19 protein-coding genes and 1 other annotated feature are annotated in these 21237 nt (G+C 53.2%); of the genes, 13 read left to right on the top strand and 6 right to left on the bottom strand.

Annotated elements, in window-relative coordinates:
• Positions 1–123: 123 nt before the first annotated feature.
• Both sltY and trpR read left to right on the top strand, forming a co-directional pair.
• Positions 124–2052, top strand: a complete 1929-nt coding sequence (gene sltY / locus EYY67_RS09505) for a murein transglycosylase (protein ID WP_095924584.1) — start codon at positions 124–126, stop codon at positions 2050–2052.
• A 56-nt stretch (positions 2053–2108) separates the two neighbouring features.
• Complete coding sequence (gene trpR / locus EYY67_RS09500; RefSeq protein WP_095924585.1) at positions 2109–2444, top strand: trp operon repressor; 336 nt, start codon at positions 2109–2111, stop codon at positions 2442–2444.
• Positions 2445–2471: 27 nt separating this feature from the next.
• Here the strand turns inward: trpR and yjjX are convergent, their stop codons facing one another.
• Complete coding sequence (yjjX, locus tag EYY67_RS09495) at positions 2472–3005, bottom strand: inosine/xanthosine triphosphatase (protein ID WP_095924586.1); 534 nt, start codon at positions 3003–3005, stop codon at positions 2472–2474.
• Positions 3006–3056: 51 nt separating this feature from the next.
• Between yjjX and gpmB the strand changes: the two genes are divergently transcribed.
• Complete coding sequence (gene gpmB, locus EYY67_RS09490; RefSeq protein WP_119822497.1) at positions 3057–3704, top strand: 2,3-diphosphoglycerate-dependent phosphoglycerate mutase GpmB; 648 nt, start codon at positions 3057–3059, stop codon at positions 3702–3704.
• A gap of 12 nt (positions 3705–3716) precedes the next feature.
• Here gpmB and robA read toward each other — a convergent pair whose 3' ends face one another.
• A complete protein-coding gene (gene robA, locus EYY67_RS09485; RefSeq protein ID WP_095924588.1) occupies positions 3717–4580 on the bottom strand; it encodes an MDR efflux pump AcrAB transcriptional activator RobA in 864 nt (287 codons plus the stop codon).
• A 208-nt stretch (positions 4581–4788) separates the two neighbouring features.
• Between robA and creA the strand changes: the two genes are divergently transcribed.
• Positions 4789–5271, top strand: coding sequence for a protein CreA (creA, locus tag EYY67_RS09480; protein ID WP_095924589.1), 483 nt, complete (start codon positions 4789–4791; stop codon positions 5269–5271).
• A 93-nt stretch (positions 5272–5364) separates the two neighbouring features.
• Here creA and arcA read toward each other — a convergent pair whose 3' ends face one another.
• The gene (gene arcA / locus EYY67_RS09475; RefSeq protein WP_013577079.1) at positions 5365–6081 is read right to left on the bottom strand and encodes a two-component system response regulator ArcA; all 717 of its coding nucleotides are present in this window, start codon (positions 6079–6081) and stop codon (positions 5365–5367) included.
• Positions 6082–6747: 666 nt separating this feature from the next.
• Here arcA and EYY67_RS09470 point away from each other — a divergent pair.
• The 5 genes from EYY67_RS09470 to thrC all read left to right on the top strand — a co-directional run bounded on the left by EYY67_RS09470 (position 6748) and on the right by thrC (position 12512).
• On the top strand, positions 6748–7434 hold the full coding sequence (locus EYY67_RS09470; protein WP_131693383.1) for a tRNA/rRNA methyltransferase: 687 nt from the start codon (positions 6748–6750) through the stop codon (positions 7432–7434).
• Positions 7435–7650: 216 nt separating this feature from the next.
• Positions 7651–7719, top strand: a complete 69-nt coding sequence (gene thrL, locus EYY67_RS09465) for a thr operon leader peptide (RefSeq protein ID WP_071823645.1) — start codon at positions 7651–7653, stop codon at positions 7717–7719.
• Positions 7658–7773 (top strand) — a sequence feature (Thr leader region). (Overlaps the previous gene by 62 nt.)
• A gap of 34 nt (positions 7774–7807) precedes the next feature.
• Positions 7808–10267, top strand: a complete 2460-nt coding sequence (gene thrA / locus EYY67_RS09460; RefSeq protein WP_095924591.1) for a bifunctional aspartate kinase/homoserine dehydrogenase I — start codon at positions 7808–7810, stop codon at positions 10265–10267.
• A gap of 1 nt (position 10268) precedes the next feature.
• The gene (gene thrB / locus EYY67_RS09455) at positions 10269–11198 is read left to right on the top strand and encodes a homoserine kinase (RefSeq protein ID WP_119822498.1); all 930 of its coding nucleotides are present in this window, start codon (positions 10269–10271) and stop codon (positions 11196–11198) included.
• A 24-nt stretch (positions 11199–11222) separates the two neighbouring features.
• Positions 11223–12512 carry a threonine synthase gene (gene thrC, locus EYY67_RS09450; protein ID WP_095924593.1) on the top strand — a complete coding sequence of 430 codons (1290 nt, stop codon included), beginning with the start codon at positions 11223–11225 and terminating at the stop codon, positions 12510–12512.
• 66 nt (positions 12513–12578) lie between these two features.
• Here thrC and yaaA read toward each other — a convergent pair whose 3' ends face one another.
• Positions 12579–13352, bottom strand: coding sequence for a peroxide stress protein YaaA (yaaA, locus tag EYY67_RS09445; protein WP_095924594.1), 774 nt, complete (start codon positions 13350–13352; stop codon positions 12579–12581).
• Positions 13353–13465: 113 nt separating this feature from the next.
• On the bottom strand, positions 13466–14893 hold the full coding sequence (locus EYY67_RS09440) for an alanine/glycine:cation symporter family protein (RefSeq protein WP_095924595.1): 1428 nt from the start codon (positions 14891–14893) through the stop codon (positions 13466–13468).
• Positions 14894–15167: 274 nt separating this feature from the next.
• Between EYY67_RS09440 and tal the strand changes: the two genes are divergently transcribed.
• From tal to EYY67_RS09425, 3 genes are all read left to right on the top strand, one after another.
• On the top strand, positions 15168–16121 hold the full coding sequence (gene tal, locus EYY67_RS09435) for a transaldolase (RefSeq protein WP_119822501.1): 954 nt from the start codon (positions 15168–15170) through the stop codon (positions 16119–16121).
• Positions 16122–16247: 126 nt separating this feature from the next.
• Positions 16248–16835 carry a molybdopterin adenylyltransferase gene (mog, locus tag EYY67_RS09430; RefSeq protein ID WP_095924597.1) on the top strand — a complete coding sequence of 196 codons (588 nt, stop codon included), beginning with the start codon at positions 16248–16250 and terminating at the stop codon, positions 16833–16835.
• A 142-nt stretch (positions 16836–16977) separates the two neighbouring features.
• Positions 16978–18300, top strand: coding sequence for an MFS transporter (locus EYY67_RS09425; protein ID WP_119822502.1), 1323 nt, complete (start codon positions 16978–16980; stop codon positions 18298–18300).
• A 76-nt stretch (positions 18301–18376) separates the two neighbouring features.
• Here EYY67_RS09425 and satP read toward each other — a convergent pair whose 3' ends face one another.
• Positions 18377–18976: an acetate uptake transporter gene (gene satP, locus EYY67_RS09420; RefSeq protein WP_095924599.1), complete on the bottom strand. Its 600-nt coding sequence runs from the start codon at positions 18974–18976 to the stop codon at positions 18377–18379.
• A 319-nt stretch (positions 18977–19295) separates the two neighbouring features.
• Between satP and dnaK the strand changes: the two genes are divergently transcribed.
• Positions 19296–21197 (top strand): molecular chaperone DnaK, encoded by a 1902-nt coding sequence (gene dnaK, locus EYY67_RS09415; protein WP_119822503.1) that lies wholly within the window; start codon positions 19296–19298, stop codon positions 21195–21197.
• Positions 21198–21237: the final 40 nt, after the last annotated feature.

Here is a 21237-nt window from a genome sequence, read left to right as displayed (position 1 = left end):
ACTGTGTAAAGTTTGTGATGCCGTCCCCGCATCGCTTCAATTTTAAAAATGAATCGATTAGCGTAGTGGCTGTCTACACAATGCAGAACAGTTTCGGCACAACCCGTGAGGATAAAGGTAAGTATGGTCAAGGTGGACAAATGGCACTCTCTGGCAATGAGCGTATTGCTGGTAACGGTATCGGGCGTGGCGAAAGCTGACTCGCTGGACGCACAACGTCAGCACTATATGCAGATTAAACAGGCGTGGGATAACAATCAGTTGGATGTCGTCAGCCAGCTGATGCCCACGCTGGAAGATTATCCGCTTTATCCTTATCTGGAATACCGGCAACTGACGCAGGATCTGGCTGACGCGACGCCGTCGCAGGTGAATGCTTTTGTCAAAGCGAACCCGACATTGCCGCCCGCACGATCCCTGCCTGCCCGTTATGTGAATGAACTGGCACGCCGTCAGGACTGGAACAGTTTGCTTTCTTTCAGCCCGCAGCCGCCGAAACCGGTCGCCGCGCGCTGTAACTACTATTACGCCAAATGGGCGACGGGCGATCAGAAAACCGCGTTTGACGGTGCGAAAGACATCTGGCTGACCGGCACCTCGCTGCCCAATACCTGCGACAAACTGTTTTCCGTCTGGCAGGGCGCAGGTAATCAGACCGCGCTGACCACGCTGCAACGTATCGGTCTGGCGATGAAAACCGGCAACACCAATCTGGTGAATTATCTGGCGAAGCAGTTACCGCCGGATTATCAGACCATGCGCGATGCGCTGCTGGATCTGCAAAACAACCCGAATACCATTGAAAGCTTTGCGCGCGGCGTCGGTCCGACCGATTTTACCCGCAACGCCACCAGCATTACCTTCGCCCGTATCGCCCGTGATGATGCGGATAATGCCCGTTCGATGATCCCGGTGCTGGCACGTTTACAGAAAATGAGCGACAGCGAGCGTCTGGATCTGGAAGAAGCCGTGGCCTGGCGTTATATGGGCAGCGATGCCACGCCGGAGCAGGCAGCATGGCGCGACAACGTCATTTTGCGCAGCCATTCCACCACGCTTGTTGAGCGCCGTATCCGCATGGCGCTGGCAGCCGGCGACCGTCAGGGGCTGAGTCAGTGGCTGGATCGTTTGCCATCTGATGCGCTTCAGGCGGATGAATGGCAATACTGGCGTGCGTCGGTGATGATCGATAAGGGTCAGCGCACGCAGGGTGAAGCGATGTTGCGTACGTTAATGAAGGGGCGCGGATTCTATCCGATGGCCGCTGCGCAAAAGCTGAACGTCACCTATCCGATGCAGATTTCTGTGGCTGCGACGCCTGATGCCAGCATTGCGAAACTGCCGGAAGTGGCGCGCGTTCGTGAACTGATGTACTGGCAGATGGACAATCTGGCGCGTACCGAATGGAGCTATCTGGTCAGCAGCCGCACGGAATCCCAACAGTCGGCACTGGCGCGTTATGCCTTCGAACAGAAATGGCCGGATCTCAGCGTGCAGGCGACCATTACCGGCAAGCTGTGGGATTATCTGGAAGAGCGTTTCCCGCTGGCATGGCCGGATGAATTCCGTCGTGCCACCAATGATAAAGGCATCACGCAAAGTTACGCGATGGCGATTGCCCGTCAGGAAAGTGCGTGGAACCCGAAAGCCCGTTCGCCGGTCGGCGCGTCGGGTCTGATGCAGGTGATGCCAGCGACCGCGCAGCATACCGTGGATATGTTTGGTCTGCAGGGCTACAGCAATCCGGCGCAACTGCTGGATCCGCAAATGAACATCACCATCGGCACCAGCTATCTGGAATATGTCTATCAGATGTTTGGCCGCAACCGTATTTTATCCAGCGCAGCCTATAACGCCGGGCCTTCCCGCGTGAATACCTGGCTGGGTAACAGCGCGGGAAGGGTGGATTCGGTGGCCTTTATCGAGAGTATCCCTTTCTCCGAAACGCGCCGATATGTTAAAAATGTGTTGGCATATGATGCGTTTTATCGCTATTTTTTACATCAACCGGCCAAGATTTTGACCGATGCCGAATGGCAGAGGCGTTACTGATCCCGGATCGTTTATGGTAAGCTGCTGTACTAGTTTAATAGTATGGCAGCCTTCTCATGACTCAACGACCAATCACTGACCCTGCTCTTTCCCAACAAGGCAATGAGGACTGGCAGTGCTTTCTGGCACTGCTACAGCAATCTTTTGCTGAAAATCTGCATCAGGATCTGCTGCAACTGCTGCTTACGCCCGACGAACGTGCGGCGCTGGGTACGCGGGTGCGCATTATTCAGGAGCTGATGCGGGGAGAGATGAGTCAGCGTGAGCTGAAAAGCCAGCTGGGTGCAGGCATCGCGACGATTACACGCGGATCCAATGGCCTGAAAACGGCACCGGCTGCGCTGAAGGATTGGCTGGGTGAGCAACTGCTGACAGACAAAACGGACGACTGAAGCGCCCGTTTCTGTCTTTCATTCATTTCAATGGGTCTGGGCGCGGGTTTGATAAACCGTATTATGGAAAGGCGCCAGAGCCAGAACCAGTGCCTGATGATAGACGCTGGTGCGGGTCAGTTTACCGGCGGTAAAGACACCAATAGCACCGCCTTTGCGTTTCACTTCTGCGATACCCGTCAGTTTTTCCATCTCATCCCCCAGTTCACTGCCCTGGTTGATCCCCTGTAAAATGATTTCAGGTAACATTAAACTGGCTGAACGGGATTCGCCGCGCTGGTGCATATTCTCAATCACCATCCACGCGAAGGTCATATTGTCTTCGATACCCGCTTCCACGCCGACCCAGAAGTCTGCTTCGGGACGAACCTGACGTGCGCCGATTACGCGGTGGCGTGCTCCGGTACGGGTTTCATTACTGCCGATAGGCTGACTGGGAACACCACTGTCGACGTCAACGCCTTCAATGCGAAATGCCTCAGCGCCGAAAATATCTTCAAAAGCCATGGCGATAGCTTTAATTTTTGCCGGGTTAGTGGTTGCAGCGACAACATGGTACATAGAGTTTTAGCATCCTTTAGCAAATTTCACGCAGTATAACGGAAAACACTCATGTTACAGGTATATCTCGTCCGTCATGGCGAAACAGAATGGAACGCCGCACGCCGTATTCAGGGGCAGTCAGACAGCCCGCTGACAGCAAAAGGTCTGTATCAGGCCCGTCAGGTTGCTCAGCGCGTGCGCGATGAAGGGATCACTCACGTTATCACCAGTGATTTAGGACGTACCCGCCACACGGCGCAGATTATCGCTGATGCCTGTGGCTGTGAAGTCATCGATGAGCCGCGTTTGCGCGAATTGCATATGGGGGTGCTGGAAGAACGTATTCTGGATGGCCTGACGGAACAGGAAGAAGGCTGGCGTAAGCAGATGGTCGATGGCTCACCGAAAGGGCGTATCCCCGAAGGCGAAACCATGACCGAACTGGCCGCGCGTATGCGTGCCGCGCTCGACAGCTGCCTGGATTTACCGCCGGGAAGCAAACCGCTGCTGGTCAGCCACGGCATCGCGCTGGGTTGCCTGATCAGCACGATCCTCGGATTACCGGCGTATGCGGAGCGCCGTCTGCGTCTGCGTAACTGTTCACTGTCGCGTGTCGATCACCAGAAAAGCGCCTGGCTGGCGAATGGCTGGATTGTGGAAACGGCGGGCGATGTCTCACATCTTGATTTGCCCGCGTTAGACGAGTTGCAACGCTAACGCCAGAAGGCGTTAGCGGCGGATAGGGATCAGGTAATCACACTGTAATTCGGTTGGCGTCGTGCCGGGGGCACGGCCATTCGTGTAAAAGCGTTCGATATCCTGTCCCTTTCTGCGGGTCAGTTTTAATGTTGGCAGACAGGTGCTGTACAACGTCAGAATAAATTCCTGCAAATGCTCCGGCGTGCCATTGTAATGGAACATGGCATATTCACCGTGCTGCAACACAATCGGCTGACCTTCTACGTTTTCCGGCAGATGCTGGGCTTCCAGTGCAGTCGTGTACAATACTTCCTGCTCGTCATCTTTTTCCTGGCTTGGACGCGAATGGTGCAGGCCATAAAGGATCGGCGGCAGCGTTTTCGCCTCGCCGATATACTGACGCCAGAAATGACGACGCATCTCATTGCGGTAGGTGGTGATTTGCTCCAGCGTACAGGCGTAGCTTTGCGTCATGCCGACCAGATGCTGTTCCGGCAACGAGATATACTCAGGCTGCGGCAGAATGAAGGCTCCCAGACGGATCGGCGGGCAGATACCGAAGGAATGCCAGTCTTCAGCACGACGGTATAAGGCCGGCGTTTGCGCGAACTGTTTTTTGAACGCCCGGGTAAACGTCTGTTGAGAGTCAAAACGGTACTGAAGAGCGATATCTAAAATCGGGCGACTGGTGAGGCGTAAAGCGACAGCCGCTTTTGACAGGCGGCGGGCACGAATATAAGCGCCAATGGCATTATTAGTGACATCTTTAAACATGCGCTGCAGGTGCCACTTGGAATAGCCGGCCTTGGCTGCGACATTGTCGAGTGACAAGGGCTGGTCTAAATGGGTTTCTAACCAGCTAAGAAGGTCACGAATGATTCCTGCTTGATCCATAGATCGTCCTCGTTGAACTAAGATAAATGCACAGAATGATGGGCGGCATAATAACAACTTTTTCCTGAGAAGACTTCCTAAGAATTTTTTGGCTATCTGTGCTATTTACAGGTGTTACAGAGTATTTCATTCCGAAAGTGTGAATACACGCTTTCTGATTGGGGTTTCTTTAGAAAACAACGTCATGCTCATGACGTGGAGTAACTTAATGAATAAATGTTGGATTTTTGTTTTTGGGATGTTTGCTTTTTGTTCGGGAGCAGCACAGGCAGAGCAGGTCGGGTCTGTCGACACGGTCTTCAAGTTATTCGGTCCGGACCACAAAATCGTGGTCGAGGCCTTTGATGATCCTGATATTAAAAATGTAACTTGTTATATCAGTCGCGCAAAAACCGGTGGAATTAAGGGCGGATTAGGTCTGGCCGAAGATACGTCGGATGCGGCGATTTCCTGTCAGCAGGTCGGCCCTATTGATCTCAGTGACAAGATTAAGCAGGGGAAAGATAAGGGCACCGTGGTTTTCCAGAAACGGACATCGCTGGTGTTCAAAAAGCTGCAGGTGGTGCGTTTTTATGATGAAAAACGTAACGCGCTTATCTACCTGAGCTATTCCGATAAAGTCGTCGATGGCTCACCGAAAAATGCGCTCAGCGCGGTGCCGATTATTCCGTGGGCGCACAGCGCACCCTGAATTTTCAGCATGATGCACAAAACAAAAGGCCAGCTTTCGCTGGCCTTTAACGTTGGATCACATCGACTACACAGCGGTTGGCAACCTTCTGTATCAGTCTTCCAGATCGCCGCAGAAACGGTAACCTTCGCCGTGAATGGTGGCGATGATTTCAGGGGTATCCGGCGTAGCTTCGAAATGCTTACGGATGCGACGGATGGTCACGTCAACGGTACGGTCATGCGGTTTCAGTTCGCGGCCGGTCATTTTCTTCAGCAGATCGCCACGGGTTTGGATTTTGCCCGGGTTTTCGCAGAAATGCAGCATGGCGCGGAATTCACTGCGCGGTAATTTGTACTGTTCGCCTTGCGGGCTGATCAGTGAACGGCTGTTGATGTCGAGTTCCCAGCCATTGAATTTGTAGCTTTCAACCAGACGACGTTCTTCACCGGTAGTGCCCAGGTTCATCGTGCGGGACAGCAGGTTACGGGCGCGGATGGTCAGCTCACGCGGGTTGAATGGCTTGGTGATGTAGTCATCAGCGCCGATTTCCAGACCTAAAATCTTATCAACTTCGTTGTCGCGGCCGGTCAGGAACATCAGAGCAACGCTGGCTTGTTCGCGCAGTTCGCGTGCCAGCAGCAGGCCGTTTTTGCCTGGCAGGTTGATGTCCATGATAACCAGATTGATGTCATTTTCGGACAGAATGTGGTGCATTTCAGCGCCATCATTAGCTTCATGTACCATGTAGCCTTCTGCTTCAAAAATGCTCTTTAACGTATTACGTGTCACTAACTCGTCTTCGACGATCAGAATGTGAGGGGTCTGCATGATTGCTACCTAAGATTGCCAACAAATAGAAAATAGGAGTACAGAAGTCCTTGTTATCCCAATGAATTATGATGCCTTATTGGCCATCTCACTCGTTACATGACTAAAGTACGTAAACGCGTTCTCGATGCAATTTCCATCAACGGCAACAACATCGCAAGCTCGGTCAGGGATTCCACTTTCTGCAGTTCCACGGGGTCCTAAAGCGGCGCATATCCTAACCCTATTAACAGCAATATAACAGCGAGTGCCGAAATTACCACCCAACAAAATTACGGTTTGTTGACATATATCAAGTTCAATTGTAGCACGGTAACAGAACAGTGAAAAACACTTACAAGAATGCACGCTTGAGTCACATTTCGGCCTTTATTGTACACGATTCAGCAAATCCTCATGAAACGAAAGATAAATGCAAAATCTGTATGGGTCATTATTATATATCCATATGAAAAATAATGACTAATTTTTTAAGGAAATGTGCTTAACCGCGCCAGCAGCTTTTTTACCTGCCGGCTAAGCTTTTCCGATAAAATAAAGGAATATATCCAGTAGACTGTTAAGTTCTTGTGAAGAATATAAACGATGAATAGGTCTGAAACAGGATAAAATTTCATCGCTGAAATACAGGCGACAAATTCTTCCCTCTCCCTGCAAAGGCGCGATATGCAACTTCATATTATTTTAGTCTCCCCGGCGCGGCCGGAAAATGTCGGTGCGGCAGCCCGTGCCATGAAAACCATGGGCTTTGCTTCCTTGCGGATTGTTGACAGCGAAGCGCACCTCAAGCCGGAAGCGGGCTGGGTCGCTCACGGCTCGCAGGAGATCCTGCAAAATGCCCTTCATTTCGACACGCTGGCAGAAGCCCTGGCCGGTATCGATTTCACGGTAGCCACGACGGCGCGCAGCCGGGCGAAGTTTCACTATTACTGCACGCCGCAGGAACTGCAGGTGCAGCTCGAAGAGAAAAGCCACTGGGTGAACCATGCGGCGCTGGTGTTTGGGCGAGAAGATTCCGGGCTGACCAATGAGGAACTGGAACTGGCCGACGTGCTGACCGGCGTGCCGATGGTGGCGGATTACCCGTCACTCAATCTCGGCCAGGCGGTGATGGTGTTCTGCTATCAGCTCTCTTCGCTTAACCAGGTGACGTCAGCCAAACCTGAAAATGCCGAAGCCGGACAGTTGTCCGCATTGCGTGCGCGGGTCGGACGCTTACTGGAAAATGTCGGGGCAGAAGATGACCAGAAATTGTCCGACTGGCTGCATCAGCGCCTGGGTCTGTTGCAGCAACGGGACGCGGCGATGCTGCATACTTTGCTGCATGACATCGAAAAAAAGCTGACCCAATGATGTGAGGGGAATCTTTGCAGCGACAGTTTGATATCCGGTGAGTGATGCGCAGGCCTGGCGATTCCACTGGAATGGGTTGCGATGGCAGAGCATTACCCCTTTGATTCTGTGCGTGATAAACCGGGCGAAAACAGAAAAAAATTGACTTATTGTGCCTTATGCTTTAGCTAATAGAGGCAGACAGAGTACAAACCTAAAGACAGACAGAAAATAAAAATGCGAATCATCAGCCTGAACACAACAATTATTACCACCACCGATACCACAGGTAACGGGGCGGGCTGACGCGTACAGGAAAAAGAAAAAAGCCCGCACCTAACCAGTGCGGGCTTTTTTTTTACCTTTTAACGAGAGCTTCAGGAGAGAACCAGAAATGCGAGTGTTGAAATTTGGCGGGACCTCGGTAGCAAACGCAGAACGCTTCTTGCGGGTTGCGGACATTATGGAAAGCAATGCGCGTCAGGGACAGGTCGCGACGGTATTATCCGCGCCTGCCAAAATCACCAACTATCTGGTCGCCATGATTGAGCGAACTGTCGCAGGACAGGACATTCAGACCATCATGAGTGATGCAGAAAACATTTTTGGTCAGCTGATCACCGGCCTCGCAGCCGCCCAGCCCGGTTTTGATTTACCGAAAGTGAAAGCCTTCGTCGATCATGAGTTCGCTCAGCTGAAACAGCTGATGCATGGCATCACCCTGCTGGGGCAATGCCCGGACAGCGTCAATGCTTCCATCATCTGTCGCGGCGAAAAACTGTCTATTGCCATCATGGAAGCGGTGTTCCGTGCCAAAGGTTTTGGCGTCACCGTGATTAACCCGGTGGAAAAACTGCTCGCGCAGGGGCATTACCTCGAATCCACCGTAGATATCAACGAATCCACCCGCCGCATCGCCGCCAGTGCCATTCCTGCCGATCATATCGTGCTGATGGCCGGATTCACTGCCGGTAACGAGCAGGGGGAACTGGTGGTGCTCGGACGCAACGGTTCCGACTATTCTGCCGCCGTGCTGGCCGCCTGTTTACGCGCCGACTGTTGCGAGATCTGGACCGACGTCGACGGCGTTTATACCTGTGACCCGCGCACCGTGCCGGATGCCCGCTTACTGAAATCGATGTCCTATCAGGAAGCGATGGAGTTGTCGTATTTTGGGGCGAAAGTCCTTCACCCGCGTACCATCCTGCCGATTGCTCAGTTCCAGATCCCTTGCCTGATCAAAAACACCACCAACCCGCAGGCGCCGGGCACCCTGATTGGCAGCGAAAGCCTCGGCGATAACACGCCGGTGAAAGGCATCACTAATCTGAACAACATGGCGATGATCAACGTTTCCGGTCCGGGAATGAAAGGGATGATCGGCATGGCGGCGCGTGTGTTCGCGGTGATGTCCCGTTCAGGCATTTCCGTGGTGCTGATCACCCAGTCTTCTTCCGAATACAGCATCAGTTTCTGCGTACCGCAGAGCGAGCTGGAGCGCGCCCGTAAAGCGCTGGAAGACGAGTTCTACCTCGAGCTGAAAGACGGCCTGCTGGAGCCGCTGGATGTGATGGAGAAGCTGGCCGTTATTTCCGTGGTCGGCGACGGTATGCGCACACTGCGCGGCATTTCGGCGAAATTTTTCTCTGCACTGGCGCGCGCCAATATCAATATTGTGGCGATCGCGCAGGGCTCTTCCGAACGTTCCATTTCCGTGGTCGTCAATAATGACGATGCGACGACCGGCGTGCGCGTCAGCCACCAGATGTTGTTCAATACCGATCAGGTGATCGAAGTCTTCCTGATTGGCGTCGGTGGTGTCGGCGGGGCGTTGATCGAACAGATCCGCCGTCAGCAGGCGTGGCTGAAAACCAAACATATCGATCTGCGCGTCTGCGGTATCGCCAACTCCCGCGCGTTACTGACCAACGTGCACGGCATTGCGCTGGAAACCTGGCGTGATGAGCTGGGTGCCGCCAAAGAGCCGCTGAATCTGGGCCGTCTGATCCGTCTGGTGAAAGAGTATCACCTGCTGAACCCGGTGATCGTTGACTGTACGTCCAGTCAGGAAGTGGCCGATCAATACGCCGATTTCCTGGCCGACGGTTTCCACGTCGTGACGCCAAACAAGAAAGCCAACACTTCCTCCATGAATTATTACTATCAGCTGCGTAAAGCGGCGGATGGTTCACGCCGTAAATTCCTCTACGACACCAACGTCGGCGCGGGTTTACCGGTCATTGAGAACCTGCAAAACCTGCTGAATGCCGGTGATGAACTGGTGCGTTTCTCCGGTATTCTGTCCGGCTCGCTGTCCTTCATTTTCGGTAAGCTGGATGAAGGCATGTCGTTGTCTGCCGCCACCTTGCAGGCGAAGGAGATGGGCTACACCGAACCGGATCCGCGTGATGACCTGTCCGGTATGGACGTCGCCCGTAAATTGCTGATCCTGGCGCGTGAGGCCGGTTACAAACTGGAACTGACCGATATCGATGTGGAATCTGTTCTGCCGCCGTCTTTCAATTCAGAAGGCTCAGTGAACGATTTTGTGGCGCGTCTGCCGGAACTGGATGCTGAATTTGCGCAGCGTGTGGCAGAGGCGACCGCCGCAGGAAAAGTATTGCGTTATGTCGGGGCTATCGAAGACGGTCAGTGCAAAGTAAAAATCGATGCCGTCGATGGTAATGACCCGCTTTATAAAGTAAAAAATGGGGAGAATGCGCTGGCGTTTTACAGCCGCTATTATCAGCCATTGCCGTTGGTTCTGCGTGGCTACGGTGCAGGTAATGATGTGACGGCGGCAGGTGTGTTTGCCGATCTTTTGAGAACGCTGTCATGGAAGTTAGGAGTTTAATATGGTTAAGGTGTATGCCCCGGCTTCAATCGGGAACGTCAGCGTCGGCTTCGATGTTCTGGGCGCAGCGGTGTCTCCGGTGGATGGCACGCTGCTGGGCGACTGTGTTTCCGTGGAAGCGGCCACAGCATTCAGTCTGAAAAACGAAGGCAAGTTTGTCTCCAAACTGCCTGACCGCATGGAAGACAATATCGTTTATCAGTGCTGGCAGCGTTTCTGTCAGGAAATCGGCAGGGAAGTGCCGGTGGCGATGACGCTGGAAAAAAACATGCCGATTGGATCCGGTCTGGGATCCAGCGCCTGTTCGGTGGTCGCCGGTCTGATGGCGATGAATGAATTCTGCGGTAAGCCGCTGAATGAAAACCAGATGCTGTTGCTGATGGGCGAGCTGGAAGGGCGTATTTCCGGCAGCGTGCATTTCGACAATGTGGCGCCATGCTACCTGGGCGGCATTCAGCTGATGCTTGAAGAGCACGATATCATCAGCCAGAACGTGCCCTGTTTTGACGACTGGCTGTGGGTGATGGCGTATCCGGGGATTAAAGTCTCCACCGCGGAAGCGCGCGCTATTTTACCCGCGCAATATCGCCGTCAGGATTGCATCAGCCACGGGCGCTATCTGGCAGGCTTTATTCACGCCTGCCATACGCAGCAACCGGCGCTGGCCGCGAAACTGATGAAAGATGTGATTGCTGAACCTTACCGCACCCGTTTGCTGCCGGGCTTTGCCGAGGCGCGCAGTGCCGCAGAAGAAATTGGTGCACTGGCGTGCGGGATTTCCGGTTCCGGCCCGACGCTGTTTGCAGTATGTAACGACAGCGCGACAGCGAAACGTATGGCTGACTGGTTGCAGACGCATTATCTGCAAAATGACGAAGGCTTTGTTCATATTTGTCGTCTTGATACCGCGGGCGCGCGGGTATTGGGATAACTCGATAATTTATTGGGATAACTAATGAAACTGTACAACCTGAAGGATCACAACGAGCAGGTCAGCTTTGCTCAGGCCGTCAAACAAGGTCTTGGAAAACAGCAGGGTTTATTCTTCCCGCTGGAGCTGCCTGAGTTTGAACTGACTGAAATCGACCGCTTGCTGGAACTGGATTTCGTCACCCGCAGCAGCCGTATTCTCTCTGCTTTCATCGGCGATGAGATCCCGGAAGAAGAGTTACATCAGCGCGTGAAAAATGCGTTTGCCTTCCCGGCGCCGGTTGCCAAAGTAGAAGAAGACATTGCCTGTCTGGAGCTGTTCCACGGCCCGACCCTGGCCTTTAAAGATTTCGGCGGCCGCTTCATGGCGCAGATCCTGACTCAGGTTTCAGGTGACGAGCCGGTGACCATTCTGACCGCAACGTCCGGTGATACCGGTGCGGCAGTGGCGCATGCCTTCCACGGCCTGAAGAATGTCCGTGTGGTAATCCTCTATCCGCGCGGCAAAATCAGCCCGTTGCAGGAAAAATTGTTCTGTACCCTTGGCGGCAACATCCATACTGTCGCCATCGACGGCGACTTTGATGCCTGTCAGGCGCTGGTGAAACAGGCGTTTGATGATGAAGAACTGAAACATGCGCTGAAGCTGAACTCGGCCAACTCCATCAACATCAGCCGTCTGCTGGCGCAGATTTGTTACTACTTTGAAGCGGTGGCCCAGTTGCCGCAGGAAGCGCGCAATCAGCTGGTGGTTTCTGTGCCAAGCGGTAACTTCGGTGATCTGACCGCCGGTCTGCTGGCGAAATCTCTCGGCCTGCCGGTGAAACGCTTTATCGCAGCGACCAACGCCAATGACACGGTGCCGCGTTTCCTGTCAAACGGCGAGTGGGAACCGAAGAAAACCGTTGCGACGCTGTCGAACGCGATGGATGTCAGCCAGCCAAACAACTGGCCGCGCGTGGAAGAACTCTATCGCCGTAAAACCTGGCAGCTGAAAGATCTGGGCTTCGGCGCGGTCAGCGATGACACCACCGAAGACGCGATGCGTGAGCTGGCGAATATCGGTTATATCTCAGAACCTCACGCCGCTATCGCCTACCGCGTGCTGCGCGATCAGCTGCAACCGGGCGAGTTCGGTCTGTTTATCGGCACCGCACATCCGGCGAAATTTAAGGAAAGCGTGGAAGCGATTCTGGATCAGGATATCGGTTTGCCGAAAGAACTGGCGGATCGCGCTGACCTGCCGTTGCTGTCGCACAACCTGCCGGCTGATTTCAGCGAAATGCGCGCATTCCTGATGGCGCTGCCTGAATAAACGCTGTGAGCTGAAATGCAAAAGCCCTCTTCACGAGGGCTTTTTTATGCCTGCCGTTCGGGTAAATCAGCGTTCAGGGCGGGTAAACACCAGCTCATTGCCCTGCGAACGTGATTCGTCAAAGGCATAGCCTTCCAGATTGAAATCCTGAAGTTGTTTCGGCTTATCGAGGCGTTCCTTGATAATAAAGCGGCTCATCAGCCCACGCGCTTTTTTGGCATAGAAACTGATGACTTTGTATTTACCGTTCTTCTCGTCGAGGAACACCGGCTTAATGATTTCGCCTTCCAGCCGTTTCGGTTTCACCGCTTTAAAGTATTCATCGGAGGCCAGATTCACCAGCACTTTGCTTTTTTGTTCGCTGAGCAACTGATTGAGTTTGTCAGTCAGTAACTCGCCCCAGAAGGCATACAGGTTCGCGCCCCGGGGATTTTCCAGACGGATACCCATTTCCAGACGGTACGGCATCATCAAATCCAGCGGGCGCAGCAGGCCGTATAAACCCGACAACATCCGCAGATGTTTCTGTGCAAAATCAAAGTCTTTTTCGCTGAAATCTTCTGCCTGCAAACCGGTATACACATCGCCTTTAAAGGCCAGCAGCGCCTGACGGGCATTTTCCGGCGTGAAATCCGGCTGCCAGTCATTGAAACGTTCGGCATTGAGATGGGCCAGTTTATCGCTGATCCCCATCAGTGAAGAGATCTGCGCAGGGGACATTTTGCGCGCCACGGTGATCAGCTGGCTGGATTTATCCAGCAGTTCCGGTTGGGTATAGCGCGTTGTCGCAAGCGGGCTTTCGTAATCGAGCGTTTTGGCAGGTGAAATAATGGTCAGCATAGTCTCGTCCGTTGGTCAGTGACGGTTCACATTCAGGAATGATGAGTTGCCCTACTGTAGCAAAAAAGCCACGACGATGGAGGCATGATATCAATAGGTAAAAGCGTAGAAAATCAGCGCGGAGGAGGGCGTTTATCCCAGATACCCGGATCCAGCTGACCGCGTAATTCAGGGTAATGATCGGGATTAAACACCGGTGTTTTCCCCATGCGCCGCTGGCGATCGTAATCTTTCACCACCTTGACCGCGACGCCCGACAGCAGCAGTAAGGCGGTGAGATTGAGTATCGCCATCAGGGCCATGAAAATATCGGCCAGTTTCCACAGCAGTTGCAGTTCCATCAGACAGCCGCAGAACACCATCGCAATCACCAGCAGGCGGAAAATCAGCAGCTTAACTGGCGCTGCACGGTGCACGAAGCTGAGATTATTTTCGGCATACACATAGTTACCGGCAATGGATGTGAACGCAAAAGAGAACACCAGCACCGCCAGCACAATGTGGCTCCAGCCGGGCATAGACGGGCTGATCGCTTCCCGGATGAGCCGGATACCCGAGGGCGCGTCGGGATTATCCAGCACGCCGGAGGTCAGTACGATCAGCGCGGTGGCGGTGCAGATCACCACGGTATCGATAAACACGGCCAGCATCTGGTTAAACCCCATGGCCGCCGGATGGCTGACCGACGCCATCGCCGCCGCGTTTGGTGAGGAACCCACCCCGGTTTCACTGGCGAACGCGCCGCGTTGCATGCCCTGAGTGATGGCCTGTGTGACACCGTATGCCAGCGCGCCGGAGGCCGCTTCCTGCAGACCGAACGCGCTTTTAAACACCAGCATCAGAACGCGGGGCAACTGTCCAATGTGATGGCCGATGACCCACAGGGCCAGCAGCAAAAATGCGAAGGCCATCAGCGGGATCAGCCAGCTGGAAAGCCAGACAATGGCGCGTATTCCGCCAAAGATCATCAGGGCGACCAGCGAGGCTAAAATAAAGGCGGTCGTCAGCACCGGAACATGCAGCAGATGGAAAGACGCCTGCGCAATGGAATTGGCCTGTAACGCGCTGAAAATAAAGCCGCAGGACAGCACCATCAGCAGCGAAAACAGGACGCCCATCCAGCGCATGCCCAGCCCTTTCTCCATATAATCGGCCGGACCGCCGCGAAATTTTCCACGGGTCCCGATGCCTTTATAAATCTGCGCCAGCGTATTTTCTATCAGTGCGGTCGCCATGCTGAACACGCCAATGACCCACATCCAGAAGACGGCGCCCGGCCCGCCGAGCGTAATGGCGATGGCGACGCCAGTCAGGTTGCCGGTCCCGATGCGCGAAGCCAGACTCAGACACAAAATGCGCCAGGGGGAAACGCCGCGCGGATCATGGTTGGAGGCAAAATGGGACAGGGAGAACAGATGGGCAAAGCGGCGTAGCGGAATCAGGCCCAGACGGAAGGTCAGATAAATGCCGGTGCCAAACAGCAGGTAAATCAGGATCGAACTCCAGAGAATGGTGTCGAAAAAATCCAGCAGATCATTCATGAGTTATCCTTGGTTGATTACCCTTCATCGTTTTTATGGTTTTCCTTCAGGGCAATGACCACTTCGGAGGGCTAACATACCTTTTTTATCGAACCGGTAACATATGCATTTTGGCTGAATTTGTGTGTTTTAGAAGGTGAGAAATCCATAGATGTTCGTAGCCGAGCATGCCGTGATATGCGCCTTGCGCCTGGCTTTTTGCATGTTATCATCAGCCAAAGGCAAGGCATGAAAATGCCTATACGAAAACGTCCAAACGATGAGATATGCCATAATGACCGATAAACTGACTTCCCTACGCCAAATGACTCAGGTTGTTGCTGACACCGGAGATATCGCGGCAATGAAGTTGTACCAGCCGCAGGATGCGACCACTAACCCGTCACTGATCCTCAGCGCTGCGCAAATTCCTGAATACCGTAAACTGATCGACGAAGCTATCGCCTGGGCACGTGACCAGAGCAGCGATCATGACCAGCAGATCACTGATGCCGCTGACAAACTGGCAGTAAATATCGGTCTGGAAATCCTGAAACTGGTCCCGGGCCGTATTTCAACAGAAGTTGACGCGCGTCTGTCCTACGACACCGATGCCAGCGTGGCGAAAGCTAAACGCCTGATCAAACTCTACAACGATGCAGGCATCACCAACGACCGTATCCTGATCAAACTGGCTTCTACCTGGCAGGGCATCCGCGCTGCAGAGAAACTGGAAAAAGAAGGCATCAACTGTAACCTGACCCTGCTGTTCTCCTTCGCTCAGGCTCGTGCGTGTGCGGAAGCTGGTGTGTTCCTGATTTCTCCGTTCGTTGGCCGTATCCTCGACTGGTACAAAGCCAATGGCGACAAAAAAGAATTCGCACCGCATGAAGATCCGGGCGTTGTGTCCGTGACTGAAATCTACGAATACTACAAACAACACGGCTACGAAACTGTCGTGATGGGTGCAAGTTTCCGTAACATCGGCGAAATCATCGAACTGGCTGGCTGTGACCGTCTGACCATCGCCCCTGCGCTGCTCAAAGAGCTGGCAGAAAGCGAAGGCCCGCTGGAGCGCAAACTGTCCTTCTCCGGTGAAACCAAACCACGTCCGGCGCCACTGACTGAACCTCAGTTCTACTGGGAGCACAACCAGGATCCAATGGCTGTCGACAAACTGGCGGATGGCATCCGTAAGTTTGCAGTCGATCAGGGCAAACTGGAAAAAATGATTTCTGACCTGCTGTAATCAGCACTCAGTTTCAGCAAAAAGCGGCTAATCAGCCGCTTTTTTTGTGCCTGCGATAAAACCACCGGCCGGTTACCGATATACTGAGGGCTGTGACAATGAAGAAAAATGCTGTGGAGAAATAGCATGGATACATTACGAATTGGTCTGGTATCGGTGTCGGACCGCGCGTCGAACGGTGTTTATCAGGACAAAGGCATTCCGGCGCTGGAAGCGTGGCTGGAAAAAGCGCTCATTACGCCTTTTAAGCTGGAGAAAAAACTGATCCCCGACGAGCAACCGTTAATTGAACAGGCGATCAGTGAACTGGTGGATGAAAGCGGGTGTCATCTGGTGCTGACCACCGGCGGAACCGGGCCTGCGCGCCGTGATGTCACGCCGGATGCCACGCTGGCTGTGGCTGACCGGGAGATGCCTGGCTTTGGCGAACAGATGCGCCAGATCAGCCTGCATTTTGTGCCGACGGCGATTTTGTCGCGGCAGGTTGGCGTGATCCGCAAACAGGCGCTGATCCTTAATTTACCCGGCCAGCCGAAATCCATTCAGGAAACGCTGGAAGGGCTGAAAGATGCCGACGGTAAAGTGATTGTTTCCGGCATTTTTGCCAGCGTGCCTTACTGCATCCAGTTGCTCGACGGCCCTTATATCGAGACCCATGACAACGTGGTAGCAGCTTTCCGTCCCAAAAGTGCCCGCCGCGATACAAAAAGCTGAATAGCGATCATTTTTAACATTAAGCGTAGTTATGCGTCAGACACCACTGGTGTGAAAAATATTTGCCGTTATAGTAATGATTACTTTACATGAGGTGGCAAAGCCTTTTTCCATTCTTCTCTCTGGTGTCTGACGGTATCCTATGCAACACGCACAATCGCGCCGGTTGAACCGGCAGGACTTCAAAACGCTCTCCCTTGCGGCTTTGGGCGGCGCTCTCGAATTCTACGACTTCATTATTTTCGTCTTCTTCGCTGCGGTGATTGGCGATCTCTTCTTCCCGGCAGACATGCCCGACTGGCTGCGTCAGGTTCAGACCTTTGGTATTTTCGCCGCCGGATATCTGGCGCGGCCCCTGGGTGGCATCATCATGGCGCACTTTGGCGATCTGGTGGGCCGTAAGCGGATGTTCAGCCTGAGCATTTTATTAATGGCTTTGCCGACGCTGGCGATGGGATTGTTACCGACCTACGCCTCGATCGGTATGGCGGCACCGTTACTACTGCTGCTGATGCGGCTGTTACAGGGCGCGGCGATCGGGGGCGAGGTGCCGGGCGCATGGGTCTTCGTGGCAGAACATGTGCCGCGTAACCGCATTGGTTTTGCCTGCGGTACACTCACCGCCGGGTTAACCCTGGGGATCCTGCTGGGCTCACTGGTGGCAACTTTACTGAACACAAGCATGACACCTGCGACCATCAGCCAGTATGGCTGGCGTATTCCTTTCTTTATTGGTGGGATTTTCGGTCTGATCGCCATGTACCTGCGCCGCTGGTTACAGGAAACGCCTGTCTTTATGGAGATGAAAGCGCACAAAGCGCTGGCGGAAGAGTTACCGCTGAAAGCCGTGGTGGCCAATCATAAAAAAGAAATCGTGGTCTCGATGCTGATGACCTGGCTGTTATCGGCCGGCATCGTGGTGGTGATCCTGATGACGCCGACCTGGTTGCAGAAACAGTTTGGCATTCCGGCGGCAGCGGCATTGCAGGCAAACTGTCTGGCCACCATCGCGCTGATGTTTGGCTGCATTATCTCGGGCAGCATTGTGGACCGCCTCGGTGCCAGCAAAACCTTCATCTTCGGCAGCCTGTTCCTCGGGATTTGCAGCTGGTCTTTCTATCATATGGTCGCGGCGGATGCCTCGGTGCTGATGGGCATGTATGCCCTGGCGGGACTGAGCGTCGGTGTGGTCGGCGCGGTGCCGTATGTGATGGTGCGGGCATTCCCGGCAGAAGTGCGTTTTACCGGCATCTCCTTCTCTTACAACGTGGCCTACGCGATTTTCGGCGGGCTGACACCGGTTTTCGTTACGCTGATTATGCGCCTGACCCCGATGGCACCGGCATATTATGTGCTGGCCTTGTCCGCGATTGGGTTGCTGACCGGTATTTATCTCAGCCGTGATTTGAACAGTGAGACGACCCGCGCGGCAAAATTTGCCGAAGGTGCCTCTTCAGGTCAGTAAATCCCGCTCCTTTTGCCTTACGCTATGCATAAAAAAGCCCTGCGATGCAGGGCTTTGTCGTCTGACAGCGGGGCGGTTATGCCGTCACTGCCTCTCCTTGTGGGGAGTGGCTTTTCGGTTCGCCGACAGGCAAAACAGTACGGCCATATTGTTCATTCAGCACTTCGGCCATGGCGAGATAAATCGCGCTGGCACCGCAGAAGATGCCTTCAAAACCGGCAAAGTGCAGTACCGCGGTGTTACCGGTCATGTTGCCGAAACATAACAGTGCGAACAAAATCACCAGGCTGCCGAAAACAACCTGTAAACCCCGGTTGGCTTTCAGGGTGCCAAAGAACATAAATAATGTGAACACGCCCCAGATGCCAAGGTAAGCGCCGAGGAAACTTTCACTGCTGGCGTCAGCCATGCCCATGCGTGGCAGCATTAAGATGCCGACCAGGCTCAACCAGAACGCACCGTAAGACGTGAATGCGGTGGTACCGAAGGTATTCCCTTTTTTAAATTCCATCATCCCTGCAAGGATCTGAATCAAACCACCATAAAAAATCCCCATGCTGACAATGACTGCGGTCAGGGGAAAAAAGCCTGCGTTGTGTAAATTCAATAAGATAGTGGTCATACCAAATCCCATCAGCCCAAGCGGGCCTGGATTTGCCAGGGTTTTGCTGTGCATAGATCCTCTGTATCAGATTTATTATTCATTGATAATCGGGGGAAGAAACGCTTGGGAAATGGGTAAAAAAGCCGCATATCTTTGGAAGCGCGCGGCATCATAAGGAGGGTTGCGTCAGTAAACATTGATCTGGCGTAACAGCAATTGAAGATTTTTTTTCACTTTGCCCCTTGATGCTGAGCAGCATGGCCCCATCTTATTCCCAACCGCAGTTGTTACCGTCGGGAAATCCGTAATATGGGGCTATTGAAATCGATAAGATTGGCCGCATATACAGTAGCAACCTGAACGAATATGAATTTAAGTGGAGACGTTTTAGATGGGTAAAATTATTGGGATCGACCTGGGCACCACCAACTCTTGTGTAGCTATCATGGATGGCACGACTGCTCGTGTACTGGAGAATGCTGAAGGCGACCGCACCACTCCGTCCATCATCGCTTATGCGGCAGATGGCGAGACTCTGGTGGGTTCTCCGGCTAAACGTCAGGCTGTGACTAACCCACAGAACACACTGTTCGCGATTAAGCGCCTGATTGGCCGTCGCTTCCAGGATGAAGAAGTACAACGTGATAAAGGCATCATGCCTTACCAGATCGTAGGCGCTGACAATGGCGACGCCTGGATCGACGTTAAAGGTCAGAAAATCGCACCTCCGCAGATCTCTGCTGAAGTGTTGAAGAAAATGAAGAAAACCGCTGAAGATTATCTGGGCGAACCAGTGACTGAAGCTGTTATCACTGTACCTGCATACTTCAACGATGCTCAGCGTCAGGCAACTAAAGATGCTGGCCGTATCGCAGGTCTGGAAGTCAAACGTATCATCAACGAACCGACTGCAGCGGCACTGGCTTACGGCCTGGATCGTGAAATCGGTAACCGTACTATCGCGGTTTATGACCTCGGTGGTGGTACTTTCGATATCTCTATTATCGAAATTGATGAAGTTGACGGCGAAAAAACCTTCGAAGTTCTGGCAACCAACGGTGATACTCACCTCGGTGGTGAAGACTTCGACAGCCGTATGATCAACTATCTGGTTGAAGAGTTTAAGAAAGAGCAAGGCATGGATCTGCGTAACGATCCACTGGCGATGCAACGTCTGAAAGAAGCCGCTGAAAAAGCGAAGATTGAATTGTCTTCTGCTCAGCAAACTGACGTGAACCTGCCGTACATCACTGCTGATGCGACAGGTCCTAAACACATGAACATCAAAGTGACCCGTGCAAAACTGGAATCTTTGGTTGAAGACCTGGTAAACCGTTCTATCGAACCACTGAAAGTGGCGCTGAAAGACGCAGGTCTGTCAGTTTCTGACATTCAGGACGTTATCCTGGTGGGTGGTCAGACCCGTATGCCAATGGTTCAGAAGAAAGTTGCTGATTTCTTCGGTAAAGAACCACGTAAAGACGTGAACCCGGACGAAGCTGTGGCAATCGGTGCAGCAGTTCAGGGTGGTGTATTGGCCGGTGACGTGAAAGACGTTCTGCTGCTGGACGTTACCCCGTTGTCTCTGGGTATCGAAACAATGGGCAGCGTGATGACTCCGCTCATCACCAAAAACACCACTATCCCGACGAAACACAGCCAGGTGTTCTCTACTGCGGAAGACAACCAGTCTGCAGTGACCATCCATGTGTTGCAGGGTGAACGTAAGCGTTCAAGTGACAACAAATCTCTGGGTCAATTCAACCTGGACGGTATTCAGGCAGCACCACGCGGCCAGGCTCAGATCGAAGTTACCTTCGACCTTGATGCCGATGGTATCCTGCATGTGTCTGCGAAAGACAAAAATACCGGCCGTGAGCAGAAGATCACCATCAAGGCATCTTCTGGTCTGAGCGAAGAAGAAATCCAGAAAATGGTAAGCGATGCCGAAGCCAATGCTGAAGCTGACCGTAAGTTTGAAGAACTGGTTCAGACCCGCAACCAGGCGGACCACCTGATCCACGGTACCCGTAAGCAACTGGAAGAAGCCGGCGATAAACTGCCAGCTGAAGACAAAACCGCGGTAGAAGAAGCCCTGAAAGCACTGGAAGTTTCTGCTAAAGGTGAAGACAAGGCTGACATCGAAGCGAAAATCCAGGCGCTGGTACAGGTTTCCGGCAAACTGATGGAAATGGCTCAGCAGCAAGGCCAGGCCGAAGGCGGCGACACCAGCGCGCAGAAAGATGACGACGTTGTTGACGCTGAATTCGAAGAAGTCAAAGACAAAAAATAATCGCCCTTAAGCGGGCACAGTAAGAAGTTTTACTGATAAC

Source organism: Rahnella victoriana (assembly GCF_004330295.1).
Classification (GTDB): domain Bacteria; phylum Pseudomonadota; class Gammaproteobacteria; order Enterobacterales; family Enterobacteriaceae; genus Rahnella; species Rahnella victoriana.
This window is presented reverse-complemented; position numbering and strand designations above follow the sequence as displayed.

What these genes read in the sequence shown, in the direction of transcription:
- sltY (WP_095924584.1), top strand. Translation starts at nt 124, where the DNA reads ATGGTCAAGGTGGACAAATGGCACTCTCTGGCAATGAGCGTATTGCTG.
- trpR (WP_095924585.1), top strand. Translation starts at nt 2,109, where the DNA reads ATGACTCAACGACCAATCACTGACCCTGCTCTTTCCCAACAAGGCAAT.
- yjjX (WP_095924586.1), bottom strand. Translation starts at nt 3,005, where the DNA reads ATGTACCATGTTGTCGCTGCAACCACTAACCCGGCAAAAATTAAAGCT.
- gpmB (WP_119822497.1), top strand. Translation starts at nt 3,057, where the DNA reads ATGTTACAGGTATATCTCGTCCGTCATGGCGAAACAGAATGGAACGCC.
- robA (WP_095924588.1), bottom strand. Translation starts at nt 4,580, where the DNA reads ATGGATCAAGCAGGAATCATTCGTGACCTTCTTAGCTGGTTAGAAACC.
- creA (WP_095924589.1), top strand. Translation starts at nt 4,789, where the DNA reads ATGAATAAATGTTGGATTTTTGTTTTTGGGATGTTTGCTTTTTGTTCG.
- arcA (WP_013577079.1), bottom strand. Translation starts at nt 6,081, where the DNA reads ATGCAGACCCCTCACATTCTGATCGTCGAAGACGAGTTAGTGACACGT.
- EYY67_RS09470 (WP_131693383.1), top strand. Translation starts at nt 6,748, where the DNA reads ATGCAACTTCATATTATTTTAGTCTCCCCGGCGCGGCCGGAAAATGTC.
- thrA (WP_095924591.1), top strand. Translation starts at nt 7,808, where the DNA reads ATGCGAGTGTTGAAATTTGGCGGGACCTCGGTAGCAAACGCAGAACGC.
- thrB (WP_119822498.1), top strand. Translation starts at nt 10,269, where the DNA reads ATGGTTAAGGTGTATGCCCCGGCTTCAATCGGGAACGTCAGCGTCGGC.
- thrC (WP_095924593.1), top strand. Translation starts at nt 11,223, where the DNA reads ATGAAACTGTACAACCTGAAGGATCACAACGAGCAGGTCAGCTTTGCT.
- yaaA (WP_095924594.1), bottom strand. Translation starts at nt 13,352, where the DNA reads ATGCTGACCATTATTTCACCTGCCAAAACGCTCGATTACGAAAGCCCG.
- EYY67_RS09440 (WP_095924595.1), bottom strand. Translation starts at nt 14,893, where the DNA reads ATGAATGATCTGCTGGATTTTTTCGACACCATTCTCTGGAGTTCGATC.
- tal (WP_119822501.1), top strand. Translation starts at nt 15,168, where the DNA reads ATGACCGATAAACTGACTTCCCTACGCCAAATGACTCAGGTTGTTGCT.
- mog (WP_095924597.1), top strand. Translation starts at nt 16,248, where the DNA reads ATGGATACATTACGAATTGGTCTGGTATCGGTGTCGGACCGCGCGTCG.
- EYY67_RS09425 (WP_119822502.1), top strand. Translation starts at nt 16,978, where the DNA reads ATGCAACACGCACAATCGCGCCGGTTGAACCGGCAGGACTTCAAAACG.
- satP (WP_095924599.1), bottom strand. Translation starts at nt 18,976, where the DNA reads ATGCACAGCAAAACCCTGGCAAATCCAGGCCCGCTTGGGCTGATGGGA.
- dnaK (WP_119822503.1), top strand. Translation starts at nt 19,296, where the DNA reads ATGGGTAAAATTATTGGGATCGACCTGGGCACCACCAACTCTTGTGTA.